25 protein-coding genes, 1 pseudogene and 1 riboswitch are annotated in these 26,480 nt (G+C 72.1%); of the genes and pseudogenes, 18 read left to right on the forward strand and 8 right to left on the reverse strand.

Annotation, left to right across the window (positions count from 1 at the left end; genetic code table 11):
* Nucleotides 1-70: 70 nt before the first annotated feature.
* The 8 genes and pseudogenes from AB0K25_RS21835 to AB0K25_RS21870 all read left to right on the forward strand — a co-directional run bounded on the left by AB0K25_RS21835 (nucleotide 71) and on the right by AB0K25_RS21870 (nucleotide 6,121).
* Nucleotides 71-556 (forward strand): GNAT family N-acetyltransferase, encoded by a 486-nt coding sequence (locus AB0K25_RS21835; protein WP_219462014.1) that lies wholly within the window; start codon nucleotides 71-73, stop codon nucleotides 554-556.
* Between the two features lie 44 nt (nucleotides 557-600).
* On the forward strand, nucleotides 601-990 hold the full coding sequence (locus tag AB0K25_RS21840) for a cupin domain-containing protein (protein ID WP_219462016.1): 390 nt from the start codon (nucleotides 601-603) through the stop codon (nucleotides 988-990).
* Between the two features lie 173 nt (nucleotides 991-1,163).
* Nucleotides 1,164-1,760 (forward strand): annotated as a pseudogene (locus AB0K25_RS21845) (DUF998 domain-containing protein); the annotation flags it as partial.
* A gap of 88 nt (nucleotides 1,761-1,848) precedes the next feature.
* Nucleotides 1,849-3,075 carry a histidine kinase gene (locus AB0K25_RS21850; protein ID WP_363822317.1) on the forward strand — a complete coding sequence of 409 codons (1,227 nt, stop codon included), beginning with the start codon at nucleotides 1,849-1,851 and terminating at the stop codon, nucleotides 3,073-3,075.
* Nucleotides 3,076-3,077: 2 nt separating this feature from the next.
* Entirely contained in the window at nucleotides 3,078-3,776 is a 699-nt protein-coding gene (locus AB0K25_RS21855; RefSeq protein WP_363822319.1) for a response regulator transcription factor, read from the forward strand.
* Between the two features lie 187 nt (nucleotides 3,777-3,963).
* A complete protein-coding gene (locus AB0K25_RS21860) occupies nucleotides 3,964-4,386 on the forward strand; it encodes an Hsp20/alpha crystallin family protein (protein WP_219462022.1) in 423 nt (140 codons plus the stop codon).
* Nucleotides 4,387-4,483: 97 nt separating this feature from the next.
* On the forward strand, nucleotides 4,484-5,482 hold the full coding sequence (locus AB0K25_RS21865; RefSeq protein WP_219462024.1) for a tyrosine-type recombinase/integrase: 999 nt from the start codon (nucleotides 4,484-4,486) through the stop codon (nucleotides 5,480-5,482).
* Nucleotides 5,483-5,590: 108 nt separating this feature from the next.
* A complete protein-coding gene (locus AB0K25_RS21870) occupies nucleotides 5,591-6,121 on the forward strand; it encodes a TetR/AcrR family transcriptional regulator (RefSeq protein ID WP_255597580.1) in 531 nt (176 codons plus the stop codon).
* A 33-nt stretch (nucleotides 6,122-6,154) separates the two neighbouring features.
* On the opposite strand, the gene AB0K25_RS21875 is transcribed toward AB0K25_RS21870, so the two are convergent.
* A complete protein-coding gene (locus AB0K25_RS21875; RefSeq protein ID WP_363822322.1) occupies nucleotides 6,155-7,861 on the reverse strand; it encodes an acyl-CoA dehydrogenase family protein in 1,707 nt (568 codons plus the stop codon).
* Nucleotides 7,862-7,971: 110 nt separating this feature from the next.
* On the opposite strand from AB0K25_RS21875, the gene AB0K25_RS21880 reads away from it, so the two are divergent.
* The gene (locus AB0K25_RS21880; RefSeq protein ID WP_219462031.1) at nucleotides 7,972-8,430 is read left to right on the forward strand and encodes a hypothetical protein; all 459 of its coding nucleotides are present in this window, start codon (nucleotides 7,972-7,974) and stop codon (nucleotides 8,428-8,430) included.
* Between the two features lie 10 nt (nucleotides 8,431-8,440).
* Here AB0K25_RS21880 and AB0K25_RS21885 read toward each other — a convergent pair whose 3' ends face one another.
* From AB0K25_RS21885 to AB0K25_RS21900, 4 genes are all read right to left on the reverse strand, one after another.
* Entirely contained in the window at nucleotides 8,441-9,157 is a 717-nt protein-coding gene (locus AB0K25_RS21885) for a thymidine kinase (protein ID WP_208565933.1), read from the reverse strand.
* Nucleotides 9,158-9,202: 45 nt separating this feature from the next.
* Complete coding sequence (locus tag AB0K25_RS21890; RefSeq protein ID WP_219462033.1) at nucleotides 9,203-10,594, reverse strand: MFS transporter; 1,392 nt, start codon at nucleotides 10,592-10,594, stop codon at nucleotides 9,203-9,205.
* A 15-nt stretch (nucleotides 10,595-10,609) separates the two neighbouring features.
* Nucleotides 10,610-11,377, reverse strand: coding sequence for a glycerophosphodiester phosphodiesterase (locus AB0K25_RS21895; RefSeq protein WP_219462035.1), 768 nt, complete (start codon nucleotides 11,375-11,377; stop codon nucleotides 10,610-10,612).
* A gap of 69 nt (nucleotides 11,378-11,446) precedes the next feature.
* A complete protein-coding gene (locus AB0K25_RS21900; protein ID WP_219462036.1) occupies nucleotides 11,447-12,223 on the reverse strand; it encodes a lysophospholipid acyltransferase family protein in 777 nt (258 codons plus the stop codon).
* A 172-nt stretch (nucleotides 12,224-12,395) separates the two neighbouring features.
* Here AB0K25_RS21900 and AB0K25_RS21905 point away from each other — a divergent pair, with 172 nt between their 5' ends.
* From AB0K25_RS21905 to AB0K25_RS21915, 3 genes are all read left to right on the forward strand, one after another.
* Complete coding sequence (locus tag AB0K25_RS21905) at nucleotides 12,396-13,793, forward strand: cytochrome ubiquinol oxidase subunit I (RefSeq protein WP_363822325.1); 1,398 nt, start codon at nucleotides 12,396-12,398, stop codon at nucleotides 13,791-13,793.
* A 14-nt stretch (nucleotides 13,794-13,807) separates the two neighbouring features.
* Complete coding sequence (gene cydB, locus AB0K25_RS21910) at nucleotides 13,808-14,806, forward strand: cytochrome d ubiquinol oxidase subunit II (protein WP_363822327.1); 999 nt, start codon at nucleotides 13,808-13,810, stop codon at nucleotides 14,804-14,806.
* 116 nt (nucleotides 14,807-14,922) lie between these two features.
* On the forward strand, nucleotides 14,923-16,125 hold the full coding sequence (locus AB0K25_RS21915) for a GNAT family N-acetyltransferase (protein ID WP_363822329.1): 1,203 nt from the start codon (nucleotides 14,923-14,925) through the stop codon (nucleotides 16,123-16,125).
* Between the two features lie 154 nt (nucleotides 16,126-16,279).
* Here the strand turns inward: AB0K25_RS21915 and AB0K25_RS21920 are convergent, their stop codons facing one another.
* Entirely contained in the window at nucleotides 16,280-16,984 is a 705-nt protein-coding gene (locus AB0K25_RS21920; RefSeq protein WP_363822331.1) for a hypothetical protein, read from the reverse strand.
* 67 nt (nucleotides 16,985-17,051) lie between these two features.
* A complete protein-coding gene (locus tag AB0K25_RS21925; protein ID WP_308290743.1) occupies nucleotides 17,052-17,510 on the reverse strand; it encodes a peroxiredoxin in 459 nt (152 codons plus the stop codon).
* Nucleotides 17,511-17,658: 148 nt separating this feature from the next.
* Here AB0K25_RS21925 and AB0K25_RS21930 point away from each other — a divergent pair, with 148 nt between their 5' ends.
* The 3 genes from AB0K25_RS21930 (at nucleotide 17,659) to AB0K25_RS21940 (ending at nucleotide 20,952) form a co-directional block, all read left to right on the forward strand.
* Nucleotides 17,659-18,387: an SDR family oxidoreductase gene (locus AB0K25_RS21930; RefSeq protein WP_219462046.1), complete on the forward strand. Its 729-nt coding sequence runs from the start codon at nucleotides 17,659-17,661 to the stop codon at nucleotides 18,385-18,387.
* Between the two features lie 91 nt (nucleotides 18,388-18,478).
* On the forward strand, nucleotides 18,479-19,405 hold the full coding sequence (locus AB0K25_RS21935; RefSeq protein ID WP_363822334.1) for a hydrolase: 927 nt from the start codon (nucleotides 18,479-18,481) through the stop codon (nucleotides 19,403-19,405).
* 542 nt (nucleotides 19,406-19,947) lie between these two features.
* Nucleotides 19,948-20,952, forward strand: a complete 1,005-nt coding sequence (locus tag AB0K25_RS21940) for a tyrosine-type recombinase/integrase (RefSeq protein WP_219462049.1) — start codon at nucleotides 19,948-19,950, stop codon at nucleotides 20,950-20,952.
* On the opposite strand, the gene AB0K25_RS21945 is transcribed toward AB0K25_RS21940, so the two are convergent.
* The gene (locus tag AB0K25_RS21945; RefSeq protein ID WP_219462051.1) at nucleotides 20,937-22,835 is read right to left on the reverse strand and encodes a hypothetical protein; all 1,899 of its coding nucleotides are present in this window, start codon (nucleotides 22,833-22,835) and stop codon (nucleotides 20,937-20,939) included. The two genes, AB0K25_RS21940 and AB0K25_RS21945, sit on opposite strands and share 16 nt — an antisense overlap.
* Before the next feature lie 218 nt (nucleotides 22,836-23,053).
* Between AB0K25_RS21945 and AB0K25_RS21950 the strand changes: the two genes are divergently transcribed.
* From AB0K25_RS21950 to AB0K25_RS21960, 3 genes are all read left to right on the forward strand, one after another.
* Nucleotides 23,054-24,379, forward strand: a complete 1,326-nt coding sequence (locus AB0K25_RS21950; protein WP_219462053.1) for a PLP-dependent aminotransferase family protein — start codon at nucleotides 23,054-23,056, stop codon at nucleotides 24,377-24,379.
* A 75-nt stretch (nucleotides 24,380-24,454) separates the two neighbouring features.
* Nucleotides 24,455-25,384, forward strand: coding sequence for a hypothetical protein (locus AB0K25_RS21955; RefSeq protein ID WP_219462055.1), 930 nt, complete (start codon nucleotides 24,455-24,457; stop codon nucleotides 25,382-25,384).
* 93 nt (nucleotides 25,385-25,477) lie between these two features.
* A riboswitch (ZMP/ZTP riboswitch) is annotated at nucleotides 25,478-25,559 on the forward strand.
* 13 nt (nucleotides 25,560-25,572) lie between these two features.
* Nucleotides 25,573-26,469, forward strand: a complete 897-nt coding sequence (locus AB0K25_RS21960) for a tetrahydrofolate dehydrogenase/cyclohydrolase catalytic domain-containing protein (protein ID WP_357533429.1) — start codon at nucleotides 25,573-25,575, stop codon at nucleotides 26,467-26,469.
* Nucleotides 26,470-26,480 lie beyond the last annotated feature (11 nt).

Raw genomic sequence — 26,480 nt, forward strand, 5'->3', positions numbered from 1 at the left:
CGCGGTCACCCCACGGCATGGTCGTGGGACCGGACAGCCGCCTGGCCGTGGGGGGCGGTAGCCTGCGCCGATGCCGGTCAGGGACTTTCACCAGGACGACTGGCCTGCGGTTCGGGCGATCGTCGAAGCCGTCGTCGCCGCAGGCGACACCTTTCCGTACGACCCCCGGTGGTCGACCGAGGCGCTGCGCGACGTCTGGGTGGAGCGTCCGCCCGGTCGGACCACGGTCGCCGTGGTGGGGAACCGGGTGCTGGGCACCGCGAAGATGGGCCCGAACCGGCCAGGCCCCGGCCGGCACGTCGCCACCGCCAGCTTCATGGTGGCCCGCAACGCCCGGGGGCGGGGGGTCGGTCGCGCCTTGGCCGAGGAGGCTCTCGACTGGGCACGCGACCAGGGCTACGCGGCGATGCAGTTCAACGCGGTGGTCGAGGGAAACGACGCTGCCGAGCGGCTGTACCGGCGGCTGGGGTTCACCGTGGTCGGCACCGTGCCGGCGGCCTTCGACCATCCGACCCGGGGGAGGGTCGGGCTGCACGTCATGCACCGCTTCCTCTGAACGGCGGTGCGGTGGGCCCTCGGTCCGGGTGCCAGGATGGGGCGATGAGCGACGAGCCGATCGACCTGGTGTCCGCGCTGGCCTCCTTCGACCAGTTGTGGAGCCCGCGCATCGTCACCCGGGTCAACGACTATGACGTGCGGGTGGCGAAGGTGGCCGGGGAGCACGTGTGGCACACCCACGACCACACCGACGAGTTCTTCCTGGTGCTCGACGGCGAACTGCGCATCGGGCTGCGGGAGGACGCCGGCGAGCGGACGGTGGTGTTGCCGCGCGGCGCGGTGTACGTGGTGCCGCGCGGGGTGGCGCACCGTCCGTCGGCTCCCGACGGGGCGTCGATCCTGATGTTCGAACCGTCGGGGACGTCCAGTGTGGGGGACCGGCACGACGAGGTGCCCGCGCACGTGGACGCCACCACCGGCCACGCCCTCTGAGCCGGACGACTCCCACCCGGCTGTCGGACCTGGGGTGTCCGGGAGCGGGCGACGCCTACGCCAATTGGTGTAGGGAGTACGCGGTGGGTGTCGACCACTGTGACATCCGCGGGACGACGCGGCACAGGACGGGACTTCCCTAGCGTCGGGGCATCCCCGATCGAGGAGGCCCCATGTTCCGCTCCGACCCGGTCAGCACCTCGTCGCCATCCCGTGGAGCGCGGCGGATCCCGCCGGCCACGGTGCCGCGCCCGCCGCGTACCGGCCGCCGGATCGCCGTGGACATCGCCGCGGGTGGCCTGGTCCTGCCGCTGGTCGGCTTCGCCGTGGCCGATCTGATCAACCCGGATTGGAGTCCGGTCGAGACGATGATCAGCCACTACGTACACGCTCCGCACGGTGGGTGGTTGGTGCCGCTCGGCACGCTGAGCATGGCCGTCGCCTCCGGGATGCTGACGTGGCTGGCTGCCGGGTACACCCGGGGTGGCCGCACCGGCCTGGCGCTGCTCGGGGTCTGGACCGTCGGCCTGCTGGTCGCCGGGGTGTTCCCCACCGACCCGCCCGGCCAGTGGGACCAGCCGCCGAGCATCGCCGGCACGCTGCACGGGATCGCCGCGCTGCTCGCCTTCACGACGCTGCCCGTAGCCGCGGCCGTGCTGAGCCGGGTGTGGCGTCGGGATCCCCGGTGGCGTCCGGTCGCCGGTGGGCTGGCCGTCACGGCGGCGTCGTCGGTGGTCACCTGCGCACTGTTCATGATCACGTTCTTCGACGTGATGGGTGGTCCGTCCCTGGCGGTCGGCGCGTGGTCGACCGTCACCGGTCTGGCCGAGCGGGTGATGGTGTGGTCCTACGTCATCGATGGATCGCTCCTGCGCCGCGCTGCCCGGGAGCGGGACGGGGCTGCCGCGTCGGGCCGTCACCGTGGTCCTGGCCGTGCTGACTCTGGTCGCCGTGCCGACCGCCACCGCGCTCGCCGGTGGCAGCGTGACCCTGTACGGCGTCCTTCCGCTTGCCGGGACGCTCGCCGTCCTGGTGGTGCTCCGTCGGCGGTGGCCCGTCGCCGCGCTGCTCACAGCGGTGGCGGCGATGAGGGGCGCCGCTCTGGTGGAGGTGGGCTGGATCTGGCCTGCCACCGTGCTGGTCGCCCACGCTGTCATGATCGGACGCATCGGCGGGGCGGTCGGGACCGGCGTCGTCGTCCTGGCCTATGCCGCCGGGTGGGAGTGGACGGTGCTCGGGCACAGCCCGGATCTGGTTGTCGCCCGGGTCGGTGGCGAGGCGCTCTGGCTGGCTCTCGTGGTGGCGGTCGGTGTCGCGTACCGCAACCGGCGCGGCTGGCAGCAGGAACTGGCCGCCCGGGTGAGGCAGTCCGCCTACGAACGCGACCTCGACGCCCGGCGTCGGCGGGCGGAGGAACGGATACGCATCGCGCACGAGCTGCATGACGTGGTCTCGCACACCCTCGCCGTCGTCGGGGTCCACCTCAACGTGGCCCTGGACACGCTGGAGTCCGCGCCCGACGAGGCCAGGGACGCGCTCCAGCTCGCCCAGGACGTGCGCGGCAGGGCGATGGCCGACCTGCGGGCCCTGGTCGACGTGTTACGCGACGGGTCCACGGCGACCATCGAGTCACCGGCGGCCCAGTTGGACGGGCTGGCCGGCCTGGTCGCGCAGGTGCGGGCCGCCGGGATCGACGTGGAACTGCAGGAGACGGGCGACCGGGCGGCGGTGCCCGCCCCGGTGGCGCTGGCCAGCTACCGGATCGTGCAGGAGGCGTTGACCAACACCGTCCGCCACGCTGCGGCCACCCGAGCCGTGGTGACGCTGTGCTACGAACCGGCACAGGTCACCGTCACCGTCACCGACAACGGCACGCCGGCCGAGTGCGACCGGCCAGCCACCACCGGCGATCCGGTCCATCTCGGGACCAGCCGGCCGGCCGGCGAACCCGGCAGCCCGGACACCGCCGGGCACGGCATCGCCGGAATGCAGGAACGGGTCCGTGCGCTCGGCGGCCTGCTACGGGTCGGTCCCGCCGCCGGAGCCGGGTTCACGGTCCAGGCATCGATTCCGGTGGCCAGGTGACCATGGCGATCTCCGTACTGCTCGCCGACGACCAGCACCTGGTGCGGGCCGGGTTCCGCAGCCTGCTCAAGCGGGACCGTGACATCACCGTCCTCGGTGAGGCGTCCACCGGCGACGAGGCGGTCCGCACCACCCGGGCACTACGGCCCGACGTGGTGCTGATGGACATCCGGATGCCGGGCATGGACGGCATCACGGCCACCCGCCAGATCGTCGCCGACCCGCAGTTGCGCGGCTGCCGGGTGGTCATCCTCACCACCTTCGAAACCGACGAGTACGTCTTCACCGCCCTGGCGGCGGGGGCAAGCGGGTTCCTCACCAAGGACGTCGACCCGGACGGCCTGCGCCGGGCCGTCCGGGTCGTGGCGGCCGGCGAGGCGCTGCTCTCCCCGAGCGTCACCCGCCGCGTGGTCGCGCAACTCGCCCACCGGCCGGCGGCCGGCACCGGCGGGGTGCCGCTCGCGGTGCTCACCGCGCGCGAACGGGAGATCGTCCGGCTGGTGGCGACGGGCCTGTCCAATGACGCCATCGCCGGTCACCTCGTGATCAGCCCGCTGACGGTGAAGACCCACGTCACCCGGGCCATCGCCAAGCTCGGCGTCCGCGACCGGGTCCAACTGGTGATCCTGGCGTACGAGACCGGGCTGATCCGTCCGGGCGAGGCCGCCGCGCCCACCGGACAGGCACCGTCCGCCGGTTGACGCCGGCGCAGCGGGGTCGCGTCACCCCGAGCGGGCGGTGGTGCGACGGCGGCGGCGGGACCGGTGGATGGTCGGCCATCTTCGGGTTGACGGGCGCGCCGCGACGCGGTAAATACTGAAGTACGAGTTGAGTCGACCTGACTCAACTCAAGGACCTTCGGCCCGAGGAAACCGAGGAGGCACGACCATGCTGATGCGTACCGACCCCTTCCGTGAGATCGACCGGCTCGCCGAGCAGCTCTTCGGCACCACCAGCCGCCCCGCCGTGATGCACCTGGACGCCTGGCGCGACGGCGACCACTTCCACGCGGCGTTCGACCTGCCCGGGGTGGACCCCGACAGCATCGACTGCACCGTGGAGCGCAACGTGCTGACCGTCCGCGCGCAGCGCCGCCGGGCCACCACCGACACCGTCGAGCTGGTCGCCGCCGAACGCCCGATGGGCACCTTCTCCCGGCAGCTGTTCCTCGGCGACACCCTCGACACCGACCGGCTGGAAGCCACCTACGAGCACGGGGTGCTGACGCTGCGCATCCCGATCGCGGAGCGGGCCAAGCCGCGCCGGGTGCCCGTCACCGCCAGTAACGGGCGCAAGCAGCTCACCGCCTGATCGCCACCGCTGCGGTGGGGCCCGGCCCGGCCCCACCGCAGCGGTGCACCGGCGCGCCTCACGGTGAATCCCCACCGAGGCTGAGAGTCTTTTTCGCATGCTGCGTCCCGACGTCCCCGTCCTGCCCCGCGCCTCGGCCCGCCCGGCGCTCACCGGCACACCGGTCGACTTCACCGAGGCGTGGTTGCGTAACCGTCGGTTATCGGCGCACACCCGCGACGCGTACCGGCGCGACATCGCCGGCTGGCTCACCTGGTGCGCCGCCGGTGACCTGGACCCGTTGCGGGCCAACTTCCTCGACGTCAACGCCTACGCCCGGCAGTTGGAGGCGACCCCGTCGGCGCGCAGCGGGCGGCCGTTGACCCCGGCCACCGTCGCCCGGAAACTCTCCGCGCTGTCCAGCTGGTACGAATTCCTGGTCAAACTGCGGGCGGTGGACGCCAACCCGGTCGCCGGCGCCGACCGGCCACGCATCGACCGGGACCACTCGGCAACCGTGGGGCTCACCCCGCAGGAGGTCGACGCCCTGCTCGCCGCCGCCGACACCGACACCGGCCCGACCGCCGCCCGCAACCGGGCCGCCGTCGCCCTGCTGGCCGACCTCGGCCTACGCGTCGGTGAGCTGGTCTCGCTCGACCTGACCGATCTCGGGGCCGAGCGCGGGCACCGCAGCGTCCGGTTCGTCGGCAAGGGCGGCAAGGCCCGCCGTCGCGCGCTCACCCCCGGCACCGCCCACGCGGTCGACGCCTACCTCGCCGACCGGGCGGCGACCGCGGGGGTGAGCGTGGACGCGTTGACCGGTCCGCTGCTGGCCACCGCCACCGGTGGCCGCCTCGACCGGCACTCGGTGTTCCGGCTGGTGCGCCGGTTGGCCGAGACCGCCGGCATCGCGGCGGCGGCGAAGCTGTCCCCGCACTCGCTGCGGCACGCCTTCGCCACCACCGCCCGCGAGGAGGGGGTGCCGTTGGAGGACGTCCAGGACGCGATGGGACACGCCGACCCACGGACCACCCGCCGCTACGACCGGGACCGGCACAACCTCGACCGGGACCCGGCGTACGTCATCTGGGCGGCCCGGGCGCGGCGGCGCAGCTGAGAAAACCGATTGACGGAGTAAGCGCTCACTCCCGAGCCTGGTGTCATGACGGCACCCGGGGGACGTCGGCGGCGCGCGCCGGCCATGAGCGCCGACCGACGTCGCGCCATGATCGTGCAGACGGCCCTGCCGCTGTTGACCCGCCGGGGCACCGCCCTGACCACCGCCGAGGTGGCCCGGGCCGCCGGGATCGGCGAGGCGACGGTGTTCCGCGCCTTCGCCGACAAGCAGGCCCTGCTCGACGCCTGCGTCGCCGAGGTCCTGCGACCTGACGCGCTGCTCGACCGGTTGACCCGCATCGACCGGGAACAGGCCCTCACCGACCGACTCACCGAGGCCGCCACGGTGATCCACGCTCACCTGGCCCGACTGGGTGCGGTGCTGGGCGCCCTGCACGCCGCCGGCCGGTCCCGCCAGACCCCACCGCCGACCGGCGCGGCGGTGGGGGCGGTCCGGTCGGCGGTGGCCGCGCTGTTCACCCCCGACGCCGACCGGTTGCGGCTGCCGGCCGACCGGCTCGCCGACCTCTTCCTCGGCCTGCTGTCCCCACCCGGGCCGCTGGGCACCACACCGCCGTCGACCACGGCACTGGTCGACCTGTTCCTGCACGGCGCACTCACCCACCCCGACGGCCACTGACCCCCGGCCGTCGCGGTCGGCGGGGCCTCGTGGTCAGCAGAGCAGGTCGAGGTGGTGGTGGGCGTCGGCGGAGATGTCCTCGTGCCGCAGCCACCGCCGGGCCCACAACCGGGCGGCCACCTCGGCCTGCCCGTCACCCCAGGCGGCGTGTTCGACCAGCAACGCCGTGGCCAGCGCGTACGCCATCCGCAGGGCGAGACTACGCGCGCCGGCCAGCACCGCCACCGCAGCCGGTTCGGCGGTGACCTCACCCAGGGTGTCCCGCAGCTCCCCGACGACCGTGGCGAGGGTGTCCGCCAGTGCCGGGGACAACGGTCGGGCCAGGTCCACCGCCCCGGCCAACCGACGCAGCAGCGGTGCGCCGGCGTCCTCCCGGGTGACCGCGCGCAGCACGTCCAGGGCCAACACGTTCGTGGTGCCCTCCCAGATCGGCAGCACCTGGGCGTCGCGCAGCAACCTCGGCACCCCGGTGTCCTCGACGTAACCGGCCCCGCCGAACGCCTCCCCGTACTCGGCGGCACTGGCCACGGCCAGCCGACCGGTGGCCAGCTTCGCCAACGGCGCGACCACCCGCAGTTCGGCGGCAGCCTGCGGATCACCACCGACCTCCACCCGGCCGAGCAACGCGAACGCATGCCCGGCCAGGGCGAACGCGCCCGCCGCGTCGACCGCCAACGCACCGAGGGTGGCCCGGTGCAGGGGGTTGTCCAGCAACGACCCACCCGCGACGTGCCGGCCGCGCGCGTACGCCAGCGCGTAGGCCAGACCCCGCCGCATCCCCGACGCGGCGGCCGAGGCGTTGTGCACCCGGGTCACCACCACCAGGGTCATCGCCCGCACCAGGCCCGGCACCACCGGGTCACCCAACGGCAACGCGTACGCGTCACGCAACCCGATCTCGGCGGTCGGCAACGCCCGGGTGCCCAACTTGTCCTTCAGCCGGTGCACCACCACCCCCGGTGCGGGGTGGTGCGCGGCGGCGGTGCTCCCCGCCAGCGGCGAGTCGGCGGCGTACCGGGGCACCAGGAACGGGGCGAGGACCCGGCTGCCCCGCCCGGCGCCCTCCGGCCGGGCCAACGCCACCGCCACCGTCGCGTCGGCCGCCGAGCAGAACCACTTCTCCCCGGTCAGCCGCCACGACCCGTCGGCGGCCGGCCGCCCCAGCGTGCTGGTGCCGGACAGGTCGGAACCGCCCTGCGACTCGGTCATCCACTGCCCGCTGACGATCGCCGTGTCCGGGTCGGTGGCGATCAACCGGGGCAGCCAGGCGTCACGGACCTGCACGTCGACGTCGGGGCTGCTCAGCAGCGCCGCCGCCCCGTCGGCCATCGCCACCGGGCAGGAGAACGTGGCCGACTCCGGCCCGTACAGGTGCAGCAGGGCGTGCTGGACGACGCGGGCGGCGGCCCCCCACCTGCCACGCGCCGACTCCAGGTAGGGCAACGCGACCACGGCGTGCCGGGCGGCGGCGGCCCGCTGCGCCTGCCAACCGGCGCTGGTGTCGATCCGGTCGACGCGGGCACCCCACGGGTCGTAACGCACCAGCGTCGGCGGGTGGGCCTCGGCGTCGGCGTGCGCGGCCCGCAACGGCCCGACCACGTCGGCGGCCAGCGCGGTCAGCTGGTCCTGCGCGGCGGCGTGCCCGGCCGGCCCGAGCTGCCGGGTCAACCACGACCGCAGCAACCCGTCCCCGGCGTACGGGTCGTCGATGTCCGTCACCGGCTGCACGTAACGGCTCATCCGTCGCTCCTTCACCAGGGGTGTGCGCCGACGGTAGACGATCGGCGCGGCGGCGCGACAGGGGCGAAGCGGCTGCGCGGCACCGCCCCGCCCGCATACCGTCGCAGGTGATGGGTGTGGAACAGGCGTGGACCCGACCGGCGCGGCGGCACCGCCCGGTGCGCACCGGGCTGTTCCTGGGTGGCCTCGCCACCGGCCTGTGCCTGGTCGGGGTGGCCGGGCTGGGCGTGTGGAACGCGCAGGTCGTGGTGGGCGCGACCGGCCCGGTGCGGGAGACCGCCGACGGGTTCTTCCGGGAGTTGTCCGCGGGGCAGGTGGAGCAGGCCTACCGCCGGTTGTGCGCGCAGACCCGGGGCCGGTGGAGCGAGATCGGTTTCGCCGGGTGGGTCCGCACCCCACCGGTGGTCACCGGCTACGAGATCCTCGACGTGTCGGTACGCACCAAGGGGGGTCGGCCCGCCGGTGAGGTGGCGGTGCGGGTCACCCGCGACGGTGGGGCCGCCGAGCAGCGTCAACTGCCGGTGGTGAAGGAGGACGGCAGGTGGCGGGTCTGCGGGGACCCGTACTGAACCCGTCCGCTCAGGCCCGGGGGCCGAGGTCGCCGGAGCGGTAGTGCCGCCGGCACAGCACCTGGTAGCGCACGTCGGCGGTGTCGACGGTGTCCCCGATGACGACCTGCGCCCCCTCACGGACCACCCGGCCGGCGACGACCCGGGCGTTGAGCAGGCCCTCCCGGCCGCACCAGCACAGCACCTCCACCTGGATGCGGGCCACCTCGTCGGCGAGTTCGAACAACCGCCGGGCGGCCGGGAACAGGCAGGACCGGAAGTCGGTGGCCAGGCCGAAGGCGTACACGTCGACGTCGTAGCCGTCGACCAGCTCGGCCATCTGCTCGACGTGCGCCACGTCGTAGAACGACGCCTCGTCGCAGATCAGGTAGTCGATGCGGACCCCCTCGGCCCAGGTGTCGCGGACCAGGGCCCGCAGGTCCAACTCGTCGGTCACCTCCACCGCCGTGTGGGCCAACCCGATGCGGGTGGTCACCTGCGGGCCCAACGACCTGTCGATGCGGGTGGTGACCAGCCCCCGCCGCCCCTGCCGGGCGTGGTTGTAGTTCATCTGCAACGCCATCGTCGACTTGCCGCAGTCCATCGGACCCCAGAAGAACTTCAACGCGGCGGCGTGCAACGGGCGGCCGTCGACGCCCCGCGCGGCGGCGCAGCCGGCCCCGCCGTCATCCGGGCCGGGAAGCGGGCGGGCCAGGCAGGTAGGGGTGGCAGCGGCGTCGTCGGTCACGTCGGGGCAGCCTAGCCCATCGGCACGGGTGGATCGGGCCGATGGTCAGAGCACCCGGGGCGGGGTGTTGCCGGCGGCGATGATGGCCCGGCGCATCGGCACCGCCGCCAACAACGCGAACCCGACCACGAAGAAGATCAGCAACGACACCAGACCCACCCGGTAGGAGGAGGTGAGCTGGAAGACCAACCCGAACGCCAGTGGGCCGAGCCAACTGGTGCCCTTGTCGCTGATCTCGTAGAACCCGTAGTACTCGCCCTCCTTGCCGGCGGGGATGAGCTGGCTGAACAGCGACCGGCTCAACGCCTGGCTGCCGCCGAGGACCAGACCGATCGCCCCACCGAGGATCATGAACGGCAGCGGCGCCTCGGCGGGCAGCCGGAACGCCCCGATGATCACCCCGGTCCACAGCACCAGCGACAGCAGCACCGTCTTCCACGCGCCGATGCGCCGGGCCAACGCCCCCAACGCCAACGCCCCACCGAAGGCGAGGAACTGCACCAGCAGGATCGTCACGATCAGGGTGCTCTGCCCCAGCCGCAGCTCCTCGGTGCCGTACTGGCTGGCCAGGGTGATCACCGTCTGGATGCCGTCGTTGTAGACCAGGAACGCCAGCAGGAAGTACAACGTCAACGGGTACGCCTTGACCTCCCGCAGGGTCCGCCCCAGCTGCCGGAACCCGTCGGTGACGACGTTGCGGCCCGCACCGCGTACCGCCTCGACGGTGGGATGGTCGCGCAGCCACCGCAACGGCACCAGGGTGAACACCGCCCACCACACCCCGGCCGACACGATCGACCAGCGCGCCAGGTCCAGGGTGCGCTGCGGGTTGTCGTCCTCGCTGAGCAGCGTGACCGCCACCAGGTTCAACGCCAGCAGCACACCACCACCGAGGTAACCGATCGCCCAGCCGCGACTGGACACGGCGTCACGTTCGTCGGGGCCGGCGAGCTGCGGCAGGAACGAGTTGTACACCACCACCGCCGCCCCGAAGGCGATGTTGGCGACCAGGAACAACACCCCACCGAGCAGGTACCGCTCGCCGGTGACCAACGCCATCGCGACGGTCGCCCCGGCCCCGGTGAACGCCGCCCCGGCCAGCAGCCGCTTCTTGTGCAGGGTCCGGTCGGCGATCGCCCCCACCACGGGCAGCACGAACACGGTCAGGAACACCGACAACGAGATCAGGTACGGGTAGTACGAGCCGGCGGCGATCCGGATGCCCAACGGGTGCACGTACCCGTCGCAGCTGTCCGCGCCGAGTTCGCAGCCGGCCGCCAACTCGGTGACGGTGGTGAGGAACGGGCCGAGGAAGACCGTGATGACGGTCGTCTGGAAGGCCGAGTTGGCCCAGTCGTACAGGTACCAGCCACGCCGTTCCCGGCGCAGACCCGCCGGGGCGTCGACGGCGGTGGGGGTGGTGACCGGGTCGGCCATCATGGTCCTCGGGGCTCAGGCGGCCCAGTGGCCGCGGCTGCGGTAGACGTCGCGCAGCACGCCGACGTGATCGGTCATGATGCCATCCACACCACGATCCAGTAAGTCGTGCATCTGGGCAGGTTCGTCGATCGTCCAGACGTGCACCTGCAACCCCGACCGGTGGCAGTAGGCCAGGAACCGGCGGTCGACCACCGGCACCCCGCCGTAGCGGGGCGGCACCTGCACCGCCACCACCGACTCCGGCAGCCGCACCGGCCGGCCGTGCCGCGACGCCCACCACAGCCGGGCCACCCCCCGCATGCCCAGCCCGGTGGCGACCCGCCCTGCGGTGGCCGCCCGCAACCGGGCCAGCCGGGCGTCACTGAACGACGCCAGCAGCACCCGGTCGGCCGCGCCGGCCCGGGTCACCGCCGCCACCGCCGGGGCGACCCCACCGTCGGCCTTGACGTCGATGTTGAACCGGACCTGCGGCCACCCGGCCAGCACCTCGTCGAGCCGGGGTACGACCGTCGCACCGCCGACCCGCACCGACGCCAGGTCGGCCCAGCGCAGGTCGGCGATGCGTCCCCGCTGCCCGGTGACCCGGTGCAGGGTGGCGTCGTGGAAGACCACGCACACCCCGTCGGCGGTGGCGTGCACGTCGGTCTCCACGTACCGGTAGCCCAGGTCGACGGCCCGGGTGAACGCGGCGACGGTGTTCTCGTCTCCGTCGGCGGCACCCCCACGGTGGGCGAAGGCCAGCGGGGCGGGGGCGTCCAGGAAACCGGGACGGATCAGCACGCAACGCAGTATGCCCGTCCGCGGCGACCCCCGGGTGGCCGACCGGCAACGTGTTCCGTGGGTGGCGGGTCAGCTGACGGTGGGGCGGCGGTGGACCCGGCTGGTGTCGACGGGGCGGCCCGGGTCGACGTGCCGGGGCCGGTCGGGTTCGTCGGCGCGCAGCGGGGCCAGGGTGTCGGTGATGGCGTCGATGATCCGGTCGGTGCCCCGGCGGGCCGCACCGGGTGCGGTGGGGGAGAGGTCCCGCAGGTCCAGCGGCGCACCGAAGCGGACCCGGATGACCGGGCGGTGCACCAGCGCCCGGGCCAGCGCCCGCAGCATCCCCCGGGGCGCCCGGTAGGGCAGCACCTCGTGCGACCCCCACTGGGCGACGGGCACCACCGGGGCGGCGCAGGCCATGGCGAGGCGGGCGGTGCCGGTCTTGCCGCGTTCGGGCCACATGCCGGGGTCCAGGCCGATGCGTCCCTCCGGGTAGACCAGCACCACCGACCCGGCGGTGACCGCGGCGGCGGCGTCGTCGAGCGCCCGGCGTACGCCGGTGGTGCCCCGGTCGACGCGCAGGTGCCCGGCGTGGCGCATCAGCGCGCCGAGGCCCGGGGTGCGGAACAGCCCGCCGGTGGCCATGAAGCGGGGTGCCATGCCCCGGGCGCGGCAGGCGGCGCCCAGCACGATGGGGTCGAAGGGGCTGATGTGGTTGGCGGCCAGGATCAGTGGTCCCCGGCGCAGGTGCGCGGGGACGTCCCCGCTGACCTCCAGCCGGGCGAACAGGGCGACGACCAGCCGGGCGAACAGTTGGGCGGCACGCCAGAACAGGGGTGGCTGCCAGCCGGGGGGCGGGGTGTCCATCAGTCGCCGATGGTCGCACGGGTGTGGGGGAGGGCCGGACCCGGGTCGTGCGGCCTGTGGTGATCAGGGTCATTGGTCCCGGGCCGGATCGGGACCCCCGGCCCTGCCACCCGAGCTACGACACGCAGTAGTATTTACTACGTCTCGTAGTATTAACGGCAGGGGGATCTCGGTGGACGCGTTGGACGTCGCCCGCTGGCAGTTCGGTGTCACCACCGTCTACCACTTTCTCTTCGTACCACTGACCATCGGACTGTCCGTCCTGGTTGCCATCCTCCAGACCTGCTGGCACCGCACCGGCGACGAGAAATACCTCAAACTCACCAAGTTCTACGGCAAACTCTTCCTGATCAACTTCGCCATGGGCGTCGTCACCGGCATCGTGCAGGAATTCCAGTTCGGCATGAACTGGTCCGACTACTCCCGCTTCGTCGGCGACATCTTCGGCGCACCCCTGGCCATCGAAGCCCTCGTCGCCTTCTTCCTCGAATCCACCTTCATCGGCCTGTGGATCTTCGGCTGGGACCGGCTCCCCAAACGCCTGCACCTGGCCAGCATCTGGGCCGCCGCCATCGGCACCAACCTGTCCGCCTACTTCATCCTCGCCGCCAACTCGTTCATGCAGAACCCCGTCGGCTACCGCTTCAACCCCGACACCGGACGCGCCGAACTCACCGACTTCGTCGCCGTCCTCACCAACAAGGTCGCCCTGATCACCTTCCCGCACACCCTCGCCGGCGCCTTCCTCGTCGCCGGCTCCCTCGTCACCACCGTCGGCCTCTGGCACCTCATGCGCCACCGCACCAGCCCCGACACCGACGCCTACCGGTACGCCACCCGCTTCGGCGCCTGGGTCGTCCTGATCTCCTCCACCCTGGTCCTGCTCACCGGCGACATCCAAGGCAAGATCATGACCCAGGTGCAGCCGATGAAGATGGCCGCCGCCGAGGGCCTCTACACCACCGAGAGCCCCGCCTCGTTCTCCGTACTCACCATCGGCAGCCTCGACGGCAGCCGCGAGGTCTTCGCCCTCAAGATCCCCTACCTGCTGTCCTACCTCGGCACCGGCGACCCCAACGGCACCGTCCACGGCATCAACGACCTCCAGGCCCAGTACGCCAGCCAGTACGGCCCCGGCAGCTACACCCCGATCATCCCGGTCACCTACTGGAGCTTCCGCTTCATGATCGGCTTCGGACTCGCCGCCGCCGCCATCGCCCTGCTCATCCTCTGGACCCAACGCAAAGGCCGCACCCCCACCAACCGCTGGCTGCTGCGCGCCGGCCTGATCATGCCCGCCCTGCCGCTGCTCGCGAACTCCTTCGGCTGGATCTTCACCGAGATGGGCCGCCAACCCTGGATCGTCTTCGGCGAAATGCTCACCCGCGACGGCGTCTCCCGCAGCGTCTCCCTCACCGAAGTCCTCACCTCCTTCACCGCCTTCACCCTCATCTACGCCGTCCTCGCCGTCATCGAATTCAAACTCCTCATCCGCTACGCCCGCGCCGGCGTACCCGACGTCACCCCCACCCCCGACGACGCCGAGCGCCCGCTCGCCTTCGCCTACTGACCCGGAGCCCCACCGTGGAACTCACCACCATCTGGTTTCTCCTCGTCGCCGTGCTCTTCACCGGCTACTTCATCCTCGAAGGCTTCGACTTCGGCGTCGGCATGCTCCTGCCCATCCTCGGCCGCGACGACCGGCAACGCCGCGTCCTCATCAACACCATCGGCCCCGTCTGGGACGGCAACGAGGTCTGGCTCATCACCGCCGGCGGCGCCATGTTCGCCGCCTTCCCCGAGTGGTACGCCACCCTCTTCTCCGGCTTCTACCTGCCCCTGCTACTCATCCTGCTCGCCCTCATCGCCCGCGGCGTCGCCTTCGAATACCGCCACAAACGCCCCGAAGCCTCCTGGAAACGCCGCTGGGACCACGCCATCTTCTGGGGCTCCGCCATCCCCGCCCTACTCTGGGGCGTCGCCTTCGCCAACATCTTCCGCGGCGTACCCCTCGACGCCGACCACGAATACGTCGGCGGCCTGATCGACCTGCTGCACCCCTACGCCCTGCTCGGCGGCCTGACCACCCTCGGCCTGTTCCTCACCCACGGCGCAGTCTTCCTCGCCCTCAAGACCACCGGCGACATCCGCCACCGCGCCGGCACCCTCGCCGTCCGACTCGGCGCCGGCACCGCCGTCGTCGCCGTCGCCTTCCTCACCTGGACCCTCACCATCCGCTCCAACCCGGCCGCCGTCGTGCTCGCCGTCGGCGCCGCCCTCGCCCTGATCGGCGTACTCGCCGCCGCCCGGGTACGCCGCGAAGGCTGGGCGTTCACCGGCACCGCCCTGGCCATCGCCCTCGCCGTGGCCACCCTCTTCACCGCCCTGTTCCCCAACGTCATGCCCTCGACCCTGGACCCCGCCGGCACCCTCACCGCCACCAACGCCGCCTCCACCCCCTACACCCTGAAAATCATGACCTGGGTGGCGGTGATCTTCACCCCGATCGTCCTCGCCTACCAAGGTTGGACCTACTGGGTGTTCCGCAAGCGAATCGGGGTACAGAACATCCCGCAACACTGAAAGCGCGCGAGGGGCGCGGGGACGCGGGGCCGGGGCGAGGGGGTCGCACCGGCCCCGCAACGCGCCCCGGCACAAACCGATCGCCACCCCACCCACCCACCGCTATCGTCGCCCGCATGCACCACACCCCCCACGTCCGGGAACTCACCGACGACGACGCCACCGCCGCCTGGCACCTCGGCCGCACCGCCTTCGGCTCCGACCCGCAACCCCCACCACCACCCACCAACACCCCCGGCACCACCCGCTACGGCGCGTTCGACCACACCGGCCGCCTCATCGGCAAAGCCGTCGACCTGCACCACGGCCAGTGGTGGGACGGCCACACCGTCGCCGCCGCCGACATCGCCAGCGTCGCCGTCACCCCCGAAGCCCGCGGCCGGGGCGTCGCCCGCGCCCTACTCACCACCCTGCTGCGCGGCGCACACGACCGGGGGGCCGCCATCAGCGCACTCTTCCCCACCGTCGCCGCCCCCTACCGGGCCTGCGGCTGGGAAACCGCCGGCACCCTACGCACCGTCGACCTACCCACCGCCCTGCTCACCCGCCACCAGCCCAGCCCACACCTCACCGTCCGCCCCGGCACCTCCGCCGACCTCACCGCCGTCGACGAACTACACACCCACACCACCCGACACCGTCGCGGCCTACTCGCCCGCACCGGCCCCCTGCACGAACACCACCGCGCCCGCCACACCACCGCCAACACCCTGCCCTACGACGGCCTCACCCTCGTCGAACACCACGGCCACCTCGTCGGCTACGCCGGCTGGAACCGCCGCGACGGCTACGGCGACCAGGGCACCCTCACCATCGAAGACCTCACCGCCACCACCGCCGACGCCGCCCGCGAACTCGTCGGCATCCTCGCCAGCTGGCACAGCGTCGCCCCCACCCTGCGCCTCACCCTGCTGTCCGGCGACCCCCTCACCCCCCACCTGCCCGTGGAGAAGGCCCGCGAACACGAACAGGACACCTGGATGCACCGCCCCGTCGACGTCACCCGCGCCATCCGCGACCGGGGCTGGCCGGCACACCTGCACGGCACCACCACCTTCACCCTCGACGACCCCCTCGCCGACTGGAACACCGGCACCTGGCACCTGGAGATCACCAACGGCGACGCCGACCTACGCCGCACCACCACCCCCGCCGACCTGCACCTCACCGTGCGCGGCTTCGCCCTGCTCTACACCGGCGCCGCCACCGCCCGCACCATCGCCCAGGCCGGCCTGCTGCACCACCCCACCGGCACCGACCCCGCCCCCCTCGACCTGCTCGCCGCCGCCGGCCCCGCCCAACTCGGCGACTACTTCTGACCCCCACAGGTTCCGGCACCCACCGCGCGACCGGCCACAACGCCCCCACCGCACCACACCGGCCGCTACACCACCCCGGCACACGCACCCACCCGCGCCGCGGTGACGCCCCGACCGCCGCAACAGCCGCCGGGCCGCCCACCACGAACCAACCTCAACGGGCCTCGCGCAACTCCGCCAACCGCGCCTCGATCTCCGCCAACTCCGCCCGCAACTTCTCCGCCTGCTGCTCCGCCTCCGACCGCTCCGCCGACAGGATCTGCTCCACCGCCTCCTGCACCCCCGGCACATCCACCAGCGCCACCATCCGCAACGCCTCCGCCGGCTTGACCACGTACGGCTTCGCCAACGCCTTCGCCCCCTGCTGCGCCGCCACCGTCCACTCACCGTCGGCGTACGCCAACGTCACCGTCAACCCCGCCGGACCCTTCGGCTTCGCCACCTTCGCCGGCCGACGCGCCGCCGGCTTCTCCACCACCGGCTCCGGCTTCGACTCCACCCTCGACTCCTCCCGCCGCTGCACCGGCACCCGGGGGGTGTCCAGCACGAACTCCGGCTCCGCCTTCGCCATCGACTCCACCTGCTCCACCACCGGCTCCGCCTTCGCCTCCACCACCCGACGACCCGCCCCCCGCGGCGCGACCGCCACATCGGCGGGGGAGAAGGGCAACTCGTCGCGCCCGAACCGCACCACCACGAACTCGTCGGACACCGCCGGATCGGTCAGCTCCACCACCTGACCCACCTGACCGGCGATCTGCCCCGCCGACGCGGTGAACACCACCTTCGGCTTGCGCCCCGCCGTCAACGCCTCCCGGATGCCGCGTACCTCGTCATCGGACAAACCCTGGCCCACCATCACAACCCTCTTTCGTACACGTGTGTCATTCCTGCCTTGATACCAGTCGACGGCGACATCCGGAAGATCAACCCCCCAGCACCCGCAACGCCTCGTCGGCGTGCTCGTTCATCCCCAACTCGCTGTGCACCACCGCCAGCACCCGCCGATCCACCCCGATCACGAACGTCATCCGCCGGGTGCTCAACGGCCCCAACGGCAACCGCCGCCGCACCCCGAAAGCCTGCGCCACCACACCCTCGACATCCGACAACAACGGATAGTCGAACCCGTGCAACCGGGAGAACTCAGCCTGCTTCGCCACCGGATCCCGACTGATCCCCACCCGCTGCGCACCCACCGCCGCGAACTCCGCCGCCAGATCCCGGAAATGGCAACTCTCCGCCGTGCACCCCCGGGTCATCGCCGCCGGATAGAAGAACAACACCACCGGCCCCGACGCCAACAACTCCGACAACCGCCGCGGCGTACCCGTCTGATCCGGCAGCTCGAAATCCTCCACCAGATCGCCGACACTCACACCCACCACACACCTCCACCGGTCCGTCCGAAACGCGGTGAGCGTAAGCGATCGACCCACCAACCCACCCACCACCGCACCGCAACCCGTGCACCCCGCCCACCCGCGGTACCGTCGGCCCACCGCACGCCAGGCCCACAGGGGGAGTACCGCATTGACTCCGGTCACCATCATCACCGGCGGCAGCCGCGGCATCGGCGCCGCCACCGCCCGCCGACTCGCCACCGAAGGCCACCACCTCGTCATCGGCTACCGCCGCGACCACGCCGCCGCGGCCACCGTCACCGCCGACATCCACCGCCTCGGCCGCCGCGCCGTCGCCGTCCCCGCCGACACCACCGACCCGACCCACATCGACCGCCTCTTCACCGCCGCCGCCGACCTCGGCCCCCTCACCGCCCTGGTCAACAACGCCGGTGTCACCAGCCCCATCGGCCCCTTCACCGACCTGCGCCCCGACGACCTGCGCCGGGTCGTCGACGTCAACCTCATCGGCTACGTCCTCTGCGCCCAACAGGCCGCCCGCCGACTCACCTCCGGCGGAGCCATCGTCAACATCTCCTCCGCCGCCGCCACCCTCGGCAGCCCGGGGGAGTACGTCCACTACGCCGCCGTCAAAGCCGCCACCGACACCCTCACCATCGGTCTGGCCAAGGAACTCGCCCCCCGCGGCATCCGGGTCAACGCCGTCGCCCCCGGCATCATCCGCACCGACATCCACGCCGACTCCGGCGTACCCGACCGACCCGACACCGCCGCCGGGCGCATCCCACTGGGCCGCGCCGGCGAGCCCGACGAGGTCGCCGGCGCCGTCGCCTGGCTGCTCGGCCCCGACGCCACCTACACCACGGGCACCGTGCTGCGCGTCGCCGGCGGCCTGTAGCCGGCCCGGTGCTCGCCCAGGGGCACGGAAAGGGACTTGCGCACCCGACGCAGGCAGCTAATGCTACATCCGTAGCATTTAAGGAGAGCTGATGTCACCACTTGAGACAGCGCCGCACCGCGAGGTGGCCCTGCCACCGGGCTGGGCCCCGTATGCCGTGACCGGGGACACCACCGGGAACCTGTGGATGACACTGGTGACCCCGCCGGGACTCGCGCGATTCGATCCCGCGGACACCGCCACCGGCGGTGGGGCCACCTCCGCGGTGCGCCACGAACGCCTCCCACACAGCGACGGCCATCCGATGCAGCTGACCGTCGCCCCCGACGGCGCGCTCTGGTGCACCAGCACCGACGACCGGCTCAGCCGCCGAGACCTCCACGGCGACCACACGGTTATCGACCTGGCACCCGGCTCAGCGCCCTACGGCATCGCCGCCGCACCGGACGGGGAGGTCTGGTTCGCCGCACCCGGGCTCAACCAGATCGGCAGGATCGTCACCACATCGGGGGACATCACCATGCTCGACCTGCCGATTCCCGACGCGCGGGCGGCGATGCTCACCGTCGACGACGCAGGACGACCGTGGGTCGCGCTCAACGCTGCCGGCGCCCTCGCCTACGTGCACGACGGCGCGGTACGGACCGTCGAACTACCCGGCGGCCGGGCACCGGCCGCACCGGTCGGCATCGCCGCCTGCGCCACGGGGATCTGGTACGCGGACATCGCCGGCGGCTGCGTCGGTCGGGTCGACTCGTCCGGCTCGACAGAGAAGATCAGCTTCGCCGACCCCGCCTGTCGGCCCCACGCCGTCGCGGCCGACACCGACGGCGGATGCTGGGTCACCCTCTGGGGCACCGCCCAGCTGGCCCGGATCACCGCGGACGCAGACGTGACCCTCCACCAGTTGCCCGGGCGGGAACCGCACGGCCTGTGGGTCGAGGACCGCCTGGTGTGGGTGGCGATGGAGAGCGGATCCCTGGTCGCGGTCGAGAAGGGAAACAGCGCGACCCGCTGACCCGACGCCGAGACGGACACCGCGCCGCGCCCGGCCCGCCGATCTCCCTGGTTCCTCTCCGGAACCGCACGGCGACGCACCCGTCGCACACTGCCGGGCCGACCGACGCCGCGCTGCGGGCCACCGGGCTGAACGCCGAACGGTCGTCGACCTGCCGGGCCGACCCCTCTCCGAAGATTCGATAATGCACATTATGTAAAGTTGACCGGATCGGGGCGCTCCACCCATGGTCCGCGCCTGCGGCGTGACCATGGGTGGCGACGTGGCTGCCGGTGCGGTCGCCGTCATGGGTCGACCGCCGTCCGGCCTGGCGGGCACGAAACCCGGACCCCGGCTGGCGAGCCGCTCCTGGCCGCCGTCTGAGCAGCGGCATCACGAGCCCGGTGAGCAGCCCGTGGCCACCTCAGGTGGCGCACGGACCGGCACGGAGGGCCGGACCGGTTTCGGCAGCGTGTGGCCGGGATCCGCCCGACGGCATGCGTCCCGCGCGCCACTCCCCTTCCCGGTGGCCATGAACCCGAGAAAGCTGCATAATATCCCTTATGCATGACATTCGGCACGAATCGGTTGAACGACTCATCGAGGAGTTCCTGACCGCGCGGGCCACCCGTAAGCCCTCCCCGCACACCCAGGATGCCTACCGGCGGGACCTGCGCAGCGTCGCGGCGTTGGCCGGCGCGGAGCACTCCCCTGCCCTGCCCCTGGACGCCCTGATGATCTCCGCCCTCTCCCCCCGGGTGATGCGGGCGGCGTTCGCCCGGTTCGCCGCACCCCGGGCGGCGGCGTCGGTGCACCGGGCCTGGTCGAGCTGGAACGGGTTCTTCTCGTTCCTGGTGGCCGAGCAGGTGGTGGCGGGCAACCCGATGCCGGCGGTGGGGCGTCCCCGTACCCCGCTCCCCCAGCCCAAGCCGTTGCGCGGTGAGGACACCCCGGAGTTGCTGCTGGCGTCGGTGTCGCGGGAGGACGGGCGGCAGCGTGATCCGTGGCCGGAGCGGGACGTCGCGGTGCTGGCGTTGGCGTTGTGCGCGGGGCTGCGCCTGGCGGAGCTGCTGGCGTTGCGGGTGTCGTCGGTGTCGGGGCGGGCCGGTGAGCGGCGGGTGGCGGTGGCCGGTAAGGGTGGCCGGCCGAGGGTGGTGCCGGTGGAGCCGGAGTTGGACGAGGTGGTGTCGGCCTACCTGGACAGTCGGCGGCGGCGGTTCGGGGCGCGCAGCGTACGCCCGGACGGGGTGTTGTTGGTTGACCGGCAGGGTGATCCGCTGCGTCGGGGCGGGTTGCAGTACCTGGTGGATTCCTGTTACCGGCGGGCGGGGATCACCGACCGGGTGCCGGCGGGGGCCCGGTTGCACGCGTTGCGGCACACGTTCGCCACCCGGTTGGCCGAGGACGGGGCGGGGGCGGCGGAGATCATGCGGTTGTTGGGGCACGCGTCGTTGGCGTCGTCGCAGACGTACATCGAGGTGACGGCGGGTCAGCAACGGGCGGCGGTGCGGTCGAACCGGACGAACCGGGTGTTGGTGGGGTTGGTGTCGGATCAGCTCGGGCGGTAGGAGCAGCGGGTGCCGGTGCTGATCGTGGTGCGTAGGTGGTCGCCGAGTACGGGGTCGCTGGTGGTGATGCGGTCCAGGGCGCGGCGGATGGCCTTGCCGACGGCGATGCGGGCCCGTTCGGTGTTGCCGGTGAAGGTGCGGTCGCGACCGTGGAGTCCGGTGCGGGCGGCGAGTTCGTCGATGAGCCACTGGCGTTCGGTGCGGGCCTGTTCGGCGCGGTGCGGGTCGTGGGCGTTGTCGGCTTCGTCGATGGTGGTGTCGAGGTCGCGTAGTCGTCGCCGGTAGGCCCGTTTGGCGGTGTCGTCGAGGACGGGTTGGCGGTCGGTGGTGGTGTCCGCTGCGTCGCCGGCGAGTTGGATGGCGGGGATGTCGTGTCCGGGGTTGGCGATGAGGATGGCGAGGTATCGGGCGCCGACGCAGTCGTCGATGGTGGCGGTGCGGTGGCCGAGGGTGAGTTGCCAGTGTCGGCCGTGGCGGTGGCATCGGATGTGGGGGCGGTGGGGGGTGTGTGGGCGTGGTGGTGGGGTGGGGAGGGTCATGCCGAGTTCGGTGGCGTCGGTGTGGGCGAGTTGGCGTTGTCGTTCGGCTTCTCGGCGGTCGTGTTGGCCGGAGCGTTGGTCGAGGGCCTGGGCCAGTCGGGCGCGGGAGAGGGTGGCGGCGGGGAGGTGGCCGAGTCTGAGGTTGTCGTGTACTGCGGCGTGGAGGTGGGTGATGGCGCGGTCGGTTTCCCCGGCGGTGAGGGCGGCGGTGCCGAGGGTGTGTTGGGTGCTGCCGAAGCAGGTGATGGCGAGGCTGGCGAGCATGGGTCGGTCGGCGTAGGGGGTGAGGAGGTCGTATGCCTCGGTGGCGAGGTGACCGTCGTCGAGGAGGTGGGCTGCTTCGACGATGCCGTGGAGGGTGACGAGCCAGCTGCTGGAGCGGGGCAGGGTGGTGAGGTCGTTGCCGTGGAGGCGGGCGAGGGCGGCGGTGGCTTCGCGGCGGTGTCCGGCGAGGGCGGAGGCGACGGCGAGTGCTGCCTGGTAGGAGTGGTCGACGGTGCTGAGGGTGGGTGAGACGGCCAGTGCGCGCAGCATCGGGAGGTGGTCGGCGAGGTGGCCTTGGTACCAGGCGATGGTGGTGAGGTGGGCGCCGTGCCAGCCGGTGGTGTCGGCGTCGCCGGCGGTGGTGCCGCGTTGGGCGCAGGTGGCGGCGCGGGCGCGGGCTTCGGTGAGTTTGCCGGCGCGGATGGTGAGCATGACGTCGATGGCGTGGGCGACGTAGGACACGGCGAGGTGGTTGTGGTGGGTGAGGTGGGTGTGGAGTTCGGCGAGGCTGCGTTCGGCTTGGGGGTCGGTGTCGAGGAACTGGTCGACGGTGCGCCAGAGGAGGGCGACCGTGAGGTCGCTGGGGCGGCCGGTGGCGAGGGCGGCGGTGAGGGCGTCCTGGCTGAGTTCGTGGCGTAGTCGGGTGTGGTCGGGGCCGAGGAGGCAGTGGTGGGCGAGGCTTGCGGTTTCGGTGAGGGCGACGGGGTCGCCGGTGGCGCGGGCCTGGGTGACGAGGGTGAGGGTGTCGTTGTGGGTGGCGGTGCGGTAGTCCTGTTCGGCGGCGAGTCGGGCGCGTAGTCGGATGCCGAGGGGGGTGTGGGGGTCGGTGGTGGCGATGGCGTGGTGGAGGCGGTGGAGCAGGAGGGTGGCGTCGCTGGTGGTGCGGTGTTCGTGGACCCAGAGGCCGCCCATGCCGGTGACGGCGAGGGTGCGGGTGTGGTGGTCGCCGGTGGCTTCTGCGGCGCGGTAGGCGGCGTCGAAGTGGATGCGGCTGGTGGTGAGGTCGCCGTCGGTCCACAGGGCATCGGTGGCGCGGCGTAGCAGTTCGGTGGGGTGGGTGGATGTGGTGGGTGTCCTCACGGGTCACACCTCTCAATGAACCGAGTCAATGGGGTGATTGAGGTGAGTCTCGCATCGGTTTGGTTGGTGGCGTCAACTGCGTTCGCGGCCGGGAATCCGACATTGGGGGGTTTTGCGTGGCTGGGTGTCTGTTGATTGCACCGAGGTTGTGGTCGGATTGCTCGGAGGTGTTGCGGGGGCGCGGTGCGGGCAGGGTTCGGTGGAGGTGAGGGGTGACGGTGCGGGACGATTTCCGGCTGGTGGCCGATGCGGTGGCGGCTGATATCCGGTCCGGGCGGATGCGGCCGGGGCAGCGGCTGCTGCCCCAGCGGGAGTTCGCCCGGCGTCACGGGATGGCGGTGTCGACGGCGGCCCGGGTCTATCAGGAGCTCGCGCGGCGGGGTCTGGTGGCCGGGGCGGTGGGTCGGGGCACGTTCGTGGTGGATTTCTCGGTGCGGTCGGGGGACGCGGACCTGGTCGATCTGGAGGCCAACTTTCCGGTGTTGCCGGGGCAGTCGTCGATGGTGGCGCGGGCGTTGGGGCGGGTGTTGGCACCGGCGGGCCTGGAGGCGGCGATGCATCCGGTGCCGGTGACCGGGTCGCGGGAGTCGCGGCGGGTCGGTGCGTCCTTCCTGTCCCGGCCGGGGTGGGTGGTGGACTCTGAGCGGTTGTTGTTCACCGGTAGTGGGCGGCAGGCGATCGCGGCGGCCATGGTGGCGTTGGTGGCGCCGGGGCAGCGGCTCGGGGTGGAGGAGTTGACGTATCCGGTGGTGAAGACGATCGCGGCGCGGCACGGTGTGACGTTGGTGCCGATCGGTATGGATGGGGAGGGGTTGAGTGCGTCGGCGTTGGAGCAGGCGCATCGTCGGGCGCCGCTCGCGGCGGTCTACCTTCAGCCCACGTTGCACAACCCGTTGGGGGTGACGATGTCGGCGGCGCGGCGCATCGAGTTGGGTGGGCGGCTCGCGCGGTTGGGTCTGGTCGCGATCGAGGATCGGATCAATTCGTTTCTGCACGACGAGGAGTTGCCGTTGGCCGCGCATGCTCCGGAGCAGACGATCCTGGTGGACAGTTTGTCCAAGCGGGTGGGTGCGGGGCTCAATCTGGGGTTGCTGGTGTGTCCGGCGGGGTTGGCCGGGCGGGTCGCGGCGGCGGTGCGTTCCGGTACGTGGGGGGTGCCGGGTGTGGCGTTGGCGTGTGCGACGGCGGTGTTGGCTGATGGTACGGCGCAGCGGATCGTGCGGCTCAAGCAGCAGGACGCGCGGTTGCGGCAGGCGGTGGTGGCGGAGGTGCTGGCCGGGTTCGACGTGCGTGCTGATCCTCGGTCGTACCACGTGTGGTGGCGGTTGCCGGGTGGGTGGTCGACGGGGGCGTTCGTGTCGGCTGCGGCCCGGCAGCGGGTGGTGATCAGTCCGGCGGCCGACTATGCGGTGGTGGGGGTGCCGGTGCCGGATGCGGTGCGGTTGTCGACGTCGTCGCCGGATGTGGAGACGTTGCGGGGCAGTGTGGCGTTGCTGGCGGCGATTGCGCGGGGGGCGCCGGAGGAGGTGGGTGCGGCGTACTGAGGGGGCCGGAACGGGGTGGCACGGGGTGGAACGCCGTTAGGGGTGTCCGTGCTGGTGTCCTGATTCGGAGGAGACATGTCCCGTGTTCACAGAGTGCTCTGCCTGCTGGTGGCGGTGGTCCTCGCCGGGTTGACCGGTGCGGTGCCGGCGTCGGCCGGGTCGGGTGTGTCAGCGGTCCCGGTGTCGGCGGGGTCGGGTGTGTCAGCGGTCCCGGTGTCGGCGGGGTCGGGTGTGTTGGCGACGCCGCCGAGTGCGGTCGTCGACTGGGAGGGCCTGCCGACGTGGAGTGGTGGGTACGGCCCGATGCGTAACCAGAGCAATGGTCTCAAGGCGCTGCGGTACGCGGAGCGCGACTACGGCATCAATCTGAACTGGACCGACTGGCCGAATTCGCGGTGGGAGGTGTACGGGGAGGGTCTGCCGACGAACGCGCCGATCACGAACACCACGAAGGTGGCGTTGCGGGTTCCGGGCGGGGGTTACCTGCGGTGGGGTGCGCAGAGCTGGGGCATCGACCTGGTCTGGTCGGCCACTGCGGTCTACGAGTGGAACGTGATCACCACGGCGGGTGGTCAGGCGTTGTTCAATCGCAGCCGTAACGACTATGTGGTGTATGGCAGCCGGCCGTGGGGGGTCAACCTGATCTGGTCGGGTGATGCGATGGTCACGCCGCCGGATTCGGGGGCGACGGGGGTGCGGACGTTGTTGACGTACAACTGTCACAACGACCGGCGGCCGCTGCGCATCTGGATCAACGACATGGACGCCGGGGGTGTCTGGACGGATCTGGGTCTGTTGGGTTCGCAGTGGAGTGGCAGCAGCTGTCCGGTGGGTTCGCCGTTCAACTACTCGCCGACGGTGGCCAATCACCGGATCCAGGTGGTGGCGGTGGACTACAGCGCCCCGGGGTGTGCGAACGATCCGGTCATCGGGTCGTGTCGTCGGTCGATGGTCGGCATCATCAGCAATCCGGCTGGTGGGGTCGCGCAGATCACGGTCTCGTAGCAGGTCGGTCAGTGGGGCCCGGTCGTCGTGTGGCGGCCGGGCCCGGCGCGTGTGGGGTGGCGGGGCCCGGTGGGCGGTGGGGTGTGGCATGGTGGGGGTGGATGCGACTGGCGGCACGGGGATGGGTCAACCATCGGGGAGCTCGTCGCGGAGGTCGACCGCCTGGGCCTTCGTGGTCGAGGTGCGCCATGTCTGTTTCCTCTTGCCCCTCCCCCACGTCTGGTACGGCCCGGTTGTTGCCGGGTGGGCCGGTGGCGGAGCGGATTCTCGCCGAGGTCGCCGAGGGGGTGGCGGCGTTGCGGGCGGTCGGGGTGGTGCCGTCGTTGGCGACGGTGCTGGTCGGTGACGACGACGCGAGTGTCGGGTATATCCGGATCAAGTCCCGGCAGGCGGCGGAGTTGGGTTTCGCGTCGCCGCATGTGCGGTTGCCGGGGTCGGCGACGCAGGCGGATCTGCATCGGGTGTTGCGGGATCTCAACGACGATGCCGGGGTGCATGCGGTGTTGGTGCAGCATCCGGTTCCGGGGCATCTGGATTACGACCGGGCGTTGGAGGTGTTGGATCCGGATTCCGACGTGGACGGGATGCATCCGGTGAACATGGGCCGGTTGGCGTTGGGGTTGCCGGGGCCGTTGCCGTGTACGCCGGCGGGGATCGAGGCGTTGTTGGCGTTCCACGGGGTGCCGGTGGCGGGGCGGGAGGTGGTGGTGCTGGGTCGGGGTGCGACGTTGGGTCGTCCGTTGGCGATGTTGTTGGCGCAGAAGCGGCCGACGGCGAATGCGGCGGTGACGGTGGTGCACACGGGGGTGGCGGACTGGCCGCGGTACACGCGGCGGGCGGAGATTCTGGTGGCGGCGGTGGGGGTGCCGGGGATCGTGCGGCCGGAGCATGTGCGTCCGGGTGCGGTGGTGGTGGGTGGTGGGGTGCGGTATGCGGGTCGCCGGTTGTTGCCGGATGTGGACGAGGCGTGTGCGCGGGTGGCGGGGGCGATCACGCCTCGGGTGGGTGGGGTGGGTCCGACGACGGTGGCGATGCTGTTCCGTAATGCGTTGCGGGCGGCGCAGCGGGCTGCGGGTCGGGGGTGACCGGTGGTGGG

The sequence above is a fragment of the Micromonospora sp. NPDC049257 genome, assembly GCF_040678915.1.
GTDB classification, from domain to species: domain Bacteria; phylum Actinomycetota; class Actinomycetes; order Mycobacteriales; family Micromonosporaceae; genus Micromonospora; species Micromonospora antibiotica.

What these genes read in the sequence shown, in the direction of transcription:
- AB0K25_RS21960 (WP_357533429.1), top strand. Translation starts at nt 25,573, where the DNA reads ATGTCTGTTTCCTCTTGCCCCTCCCCCACGTCTGGTACGGCCCGGTTG.
- AB0K25_RS21840 (WP_219462016.1), top strand. Translation starts at nt 601, where the DNA reads ATGAGCGACGAGCCGATCGACCTGGTGTCCGCGCTGGCCTCCTTCGAC.
- AB0K25_RS21865 (WP_219462024.1), top strand. Translation starts at nt 4,484, where the DNA reads ATGCTGCGTCCCGACGTCCCCGTCCTGCCCCGCGCCTCGGCCCGCCCG.
- AB0K25_RS21870 (WP_255597580.1), top strand. Translation starts at nt 5,591, where the DNA reads ATGATCGTGCAGACGGCCCTGCCGCTGTTGACCCGCCGGGGCACCGCC.
- AB0K25_RS21860 (WP_219462022.1), top strand. Translation starts at nt 3,964, where the DNA reads ATGCTGATGCGTACCGACCCCTTCCGTGAGATCGACCGGCTCGCCGAG.
- AB0K25_RS21855 (WP_363822319.1), top strand. Translation starts at nt 3,078, where the DNA reads ATGGCGATCTCCGTACTGCTCGCCGACGACCAGCACCTGGTGCGGGCC.
- AB0K25_RS21850 (WP_363822317.1), top strand. Translation starts at nt 1,849, where the DNA reads ATGGATCGCTCCTGCGCCGCGCTGCCCGGGAGCGGGACGGGGCTGCCG.
- AB0K25_RS21920 (WP_363822331.1), bottom strand. Translation starts at nt 16,984, where the DNA reads ATGGTGGGCCAGGGTTTGTCCGATGACGAGGTACGCGGCATCCGGGAG.
- AB0K25_RS21900 (WP_219462036.1), bottom strand. Translation starts at nt 12,223, where the DNA reads ATGGACACCCCGCCCCCCGGCTGGCAGCCACCCCTGTTCTGGCGTGCC.
- AB0K25_RS21835 (WP_219462014.1), top strand. Translation starts at nt 71, where the DNA reads ATGCCGGTCAGGGACTTTCACCAGGACGACTGGCCTGCGGTTCGGGCG.
- AB0K25_RS21880 (WP_219462031.1), top strand. Translation starts at nt 7,972, where the DNA reads ATGGGTGTGGAACAGGCGTGGACCCGACCGGCGCGGCGGCACCGCCCG.
- AB0K25_RS21915 (WP_363822329.1), top strand. Translation starts at nt 14,923, where the DNA reads ATGCACCACACCCCCCACGTCCGGGAACTCACCGACGACGACGCCACC.
- AB0K25_RS21890 (WP_219462033.1), bottom strand. Translation starts at nt 10,594, where the DNA reads ATGGCCGACCCGGTCACCACCCCCACCGCCGTCGACGCCCCGGCGGGT.
- AB0K25_RS21940 (WP_219462049.1), top strand. Translation starts at nt 19,948, where the DNA reads ATGCATGACATTCGGCACGAATCGGTTGAACGACTCATCGAGGAGTTC.
- AB0K25_RS21955 (WP_219462055.1), top strand. Translation starts at nt 24,455, where the DNA reads ATGTCCCGTGTTCACAGAGTGCTCTGCCTGCTGGTGGCGGTGGTCCTC.
- AB0K25_RS21875 (WP_363822322.1), bottom strand. Translation starts at nt 7,861, where the DNA reads ATGAGCCGTTACGTGCAGCCGGTGACGGACATCGACGACCCGTACGCC.
- AB0K25_RS21935 (WP_363822334.1), top strand. Translation starts at nt 18,479, where the DNA reads ATGTCACCACTTGAGACAGCGCCGCACCGCGAGGTGGCCCTGCCACCG.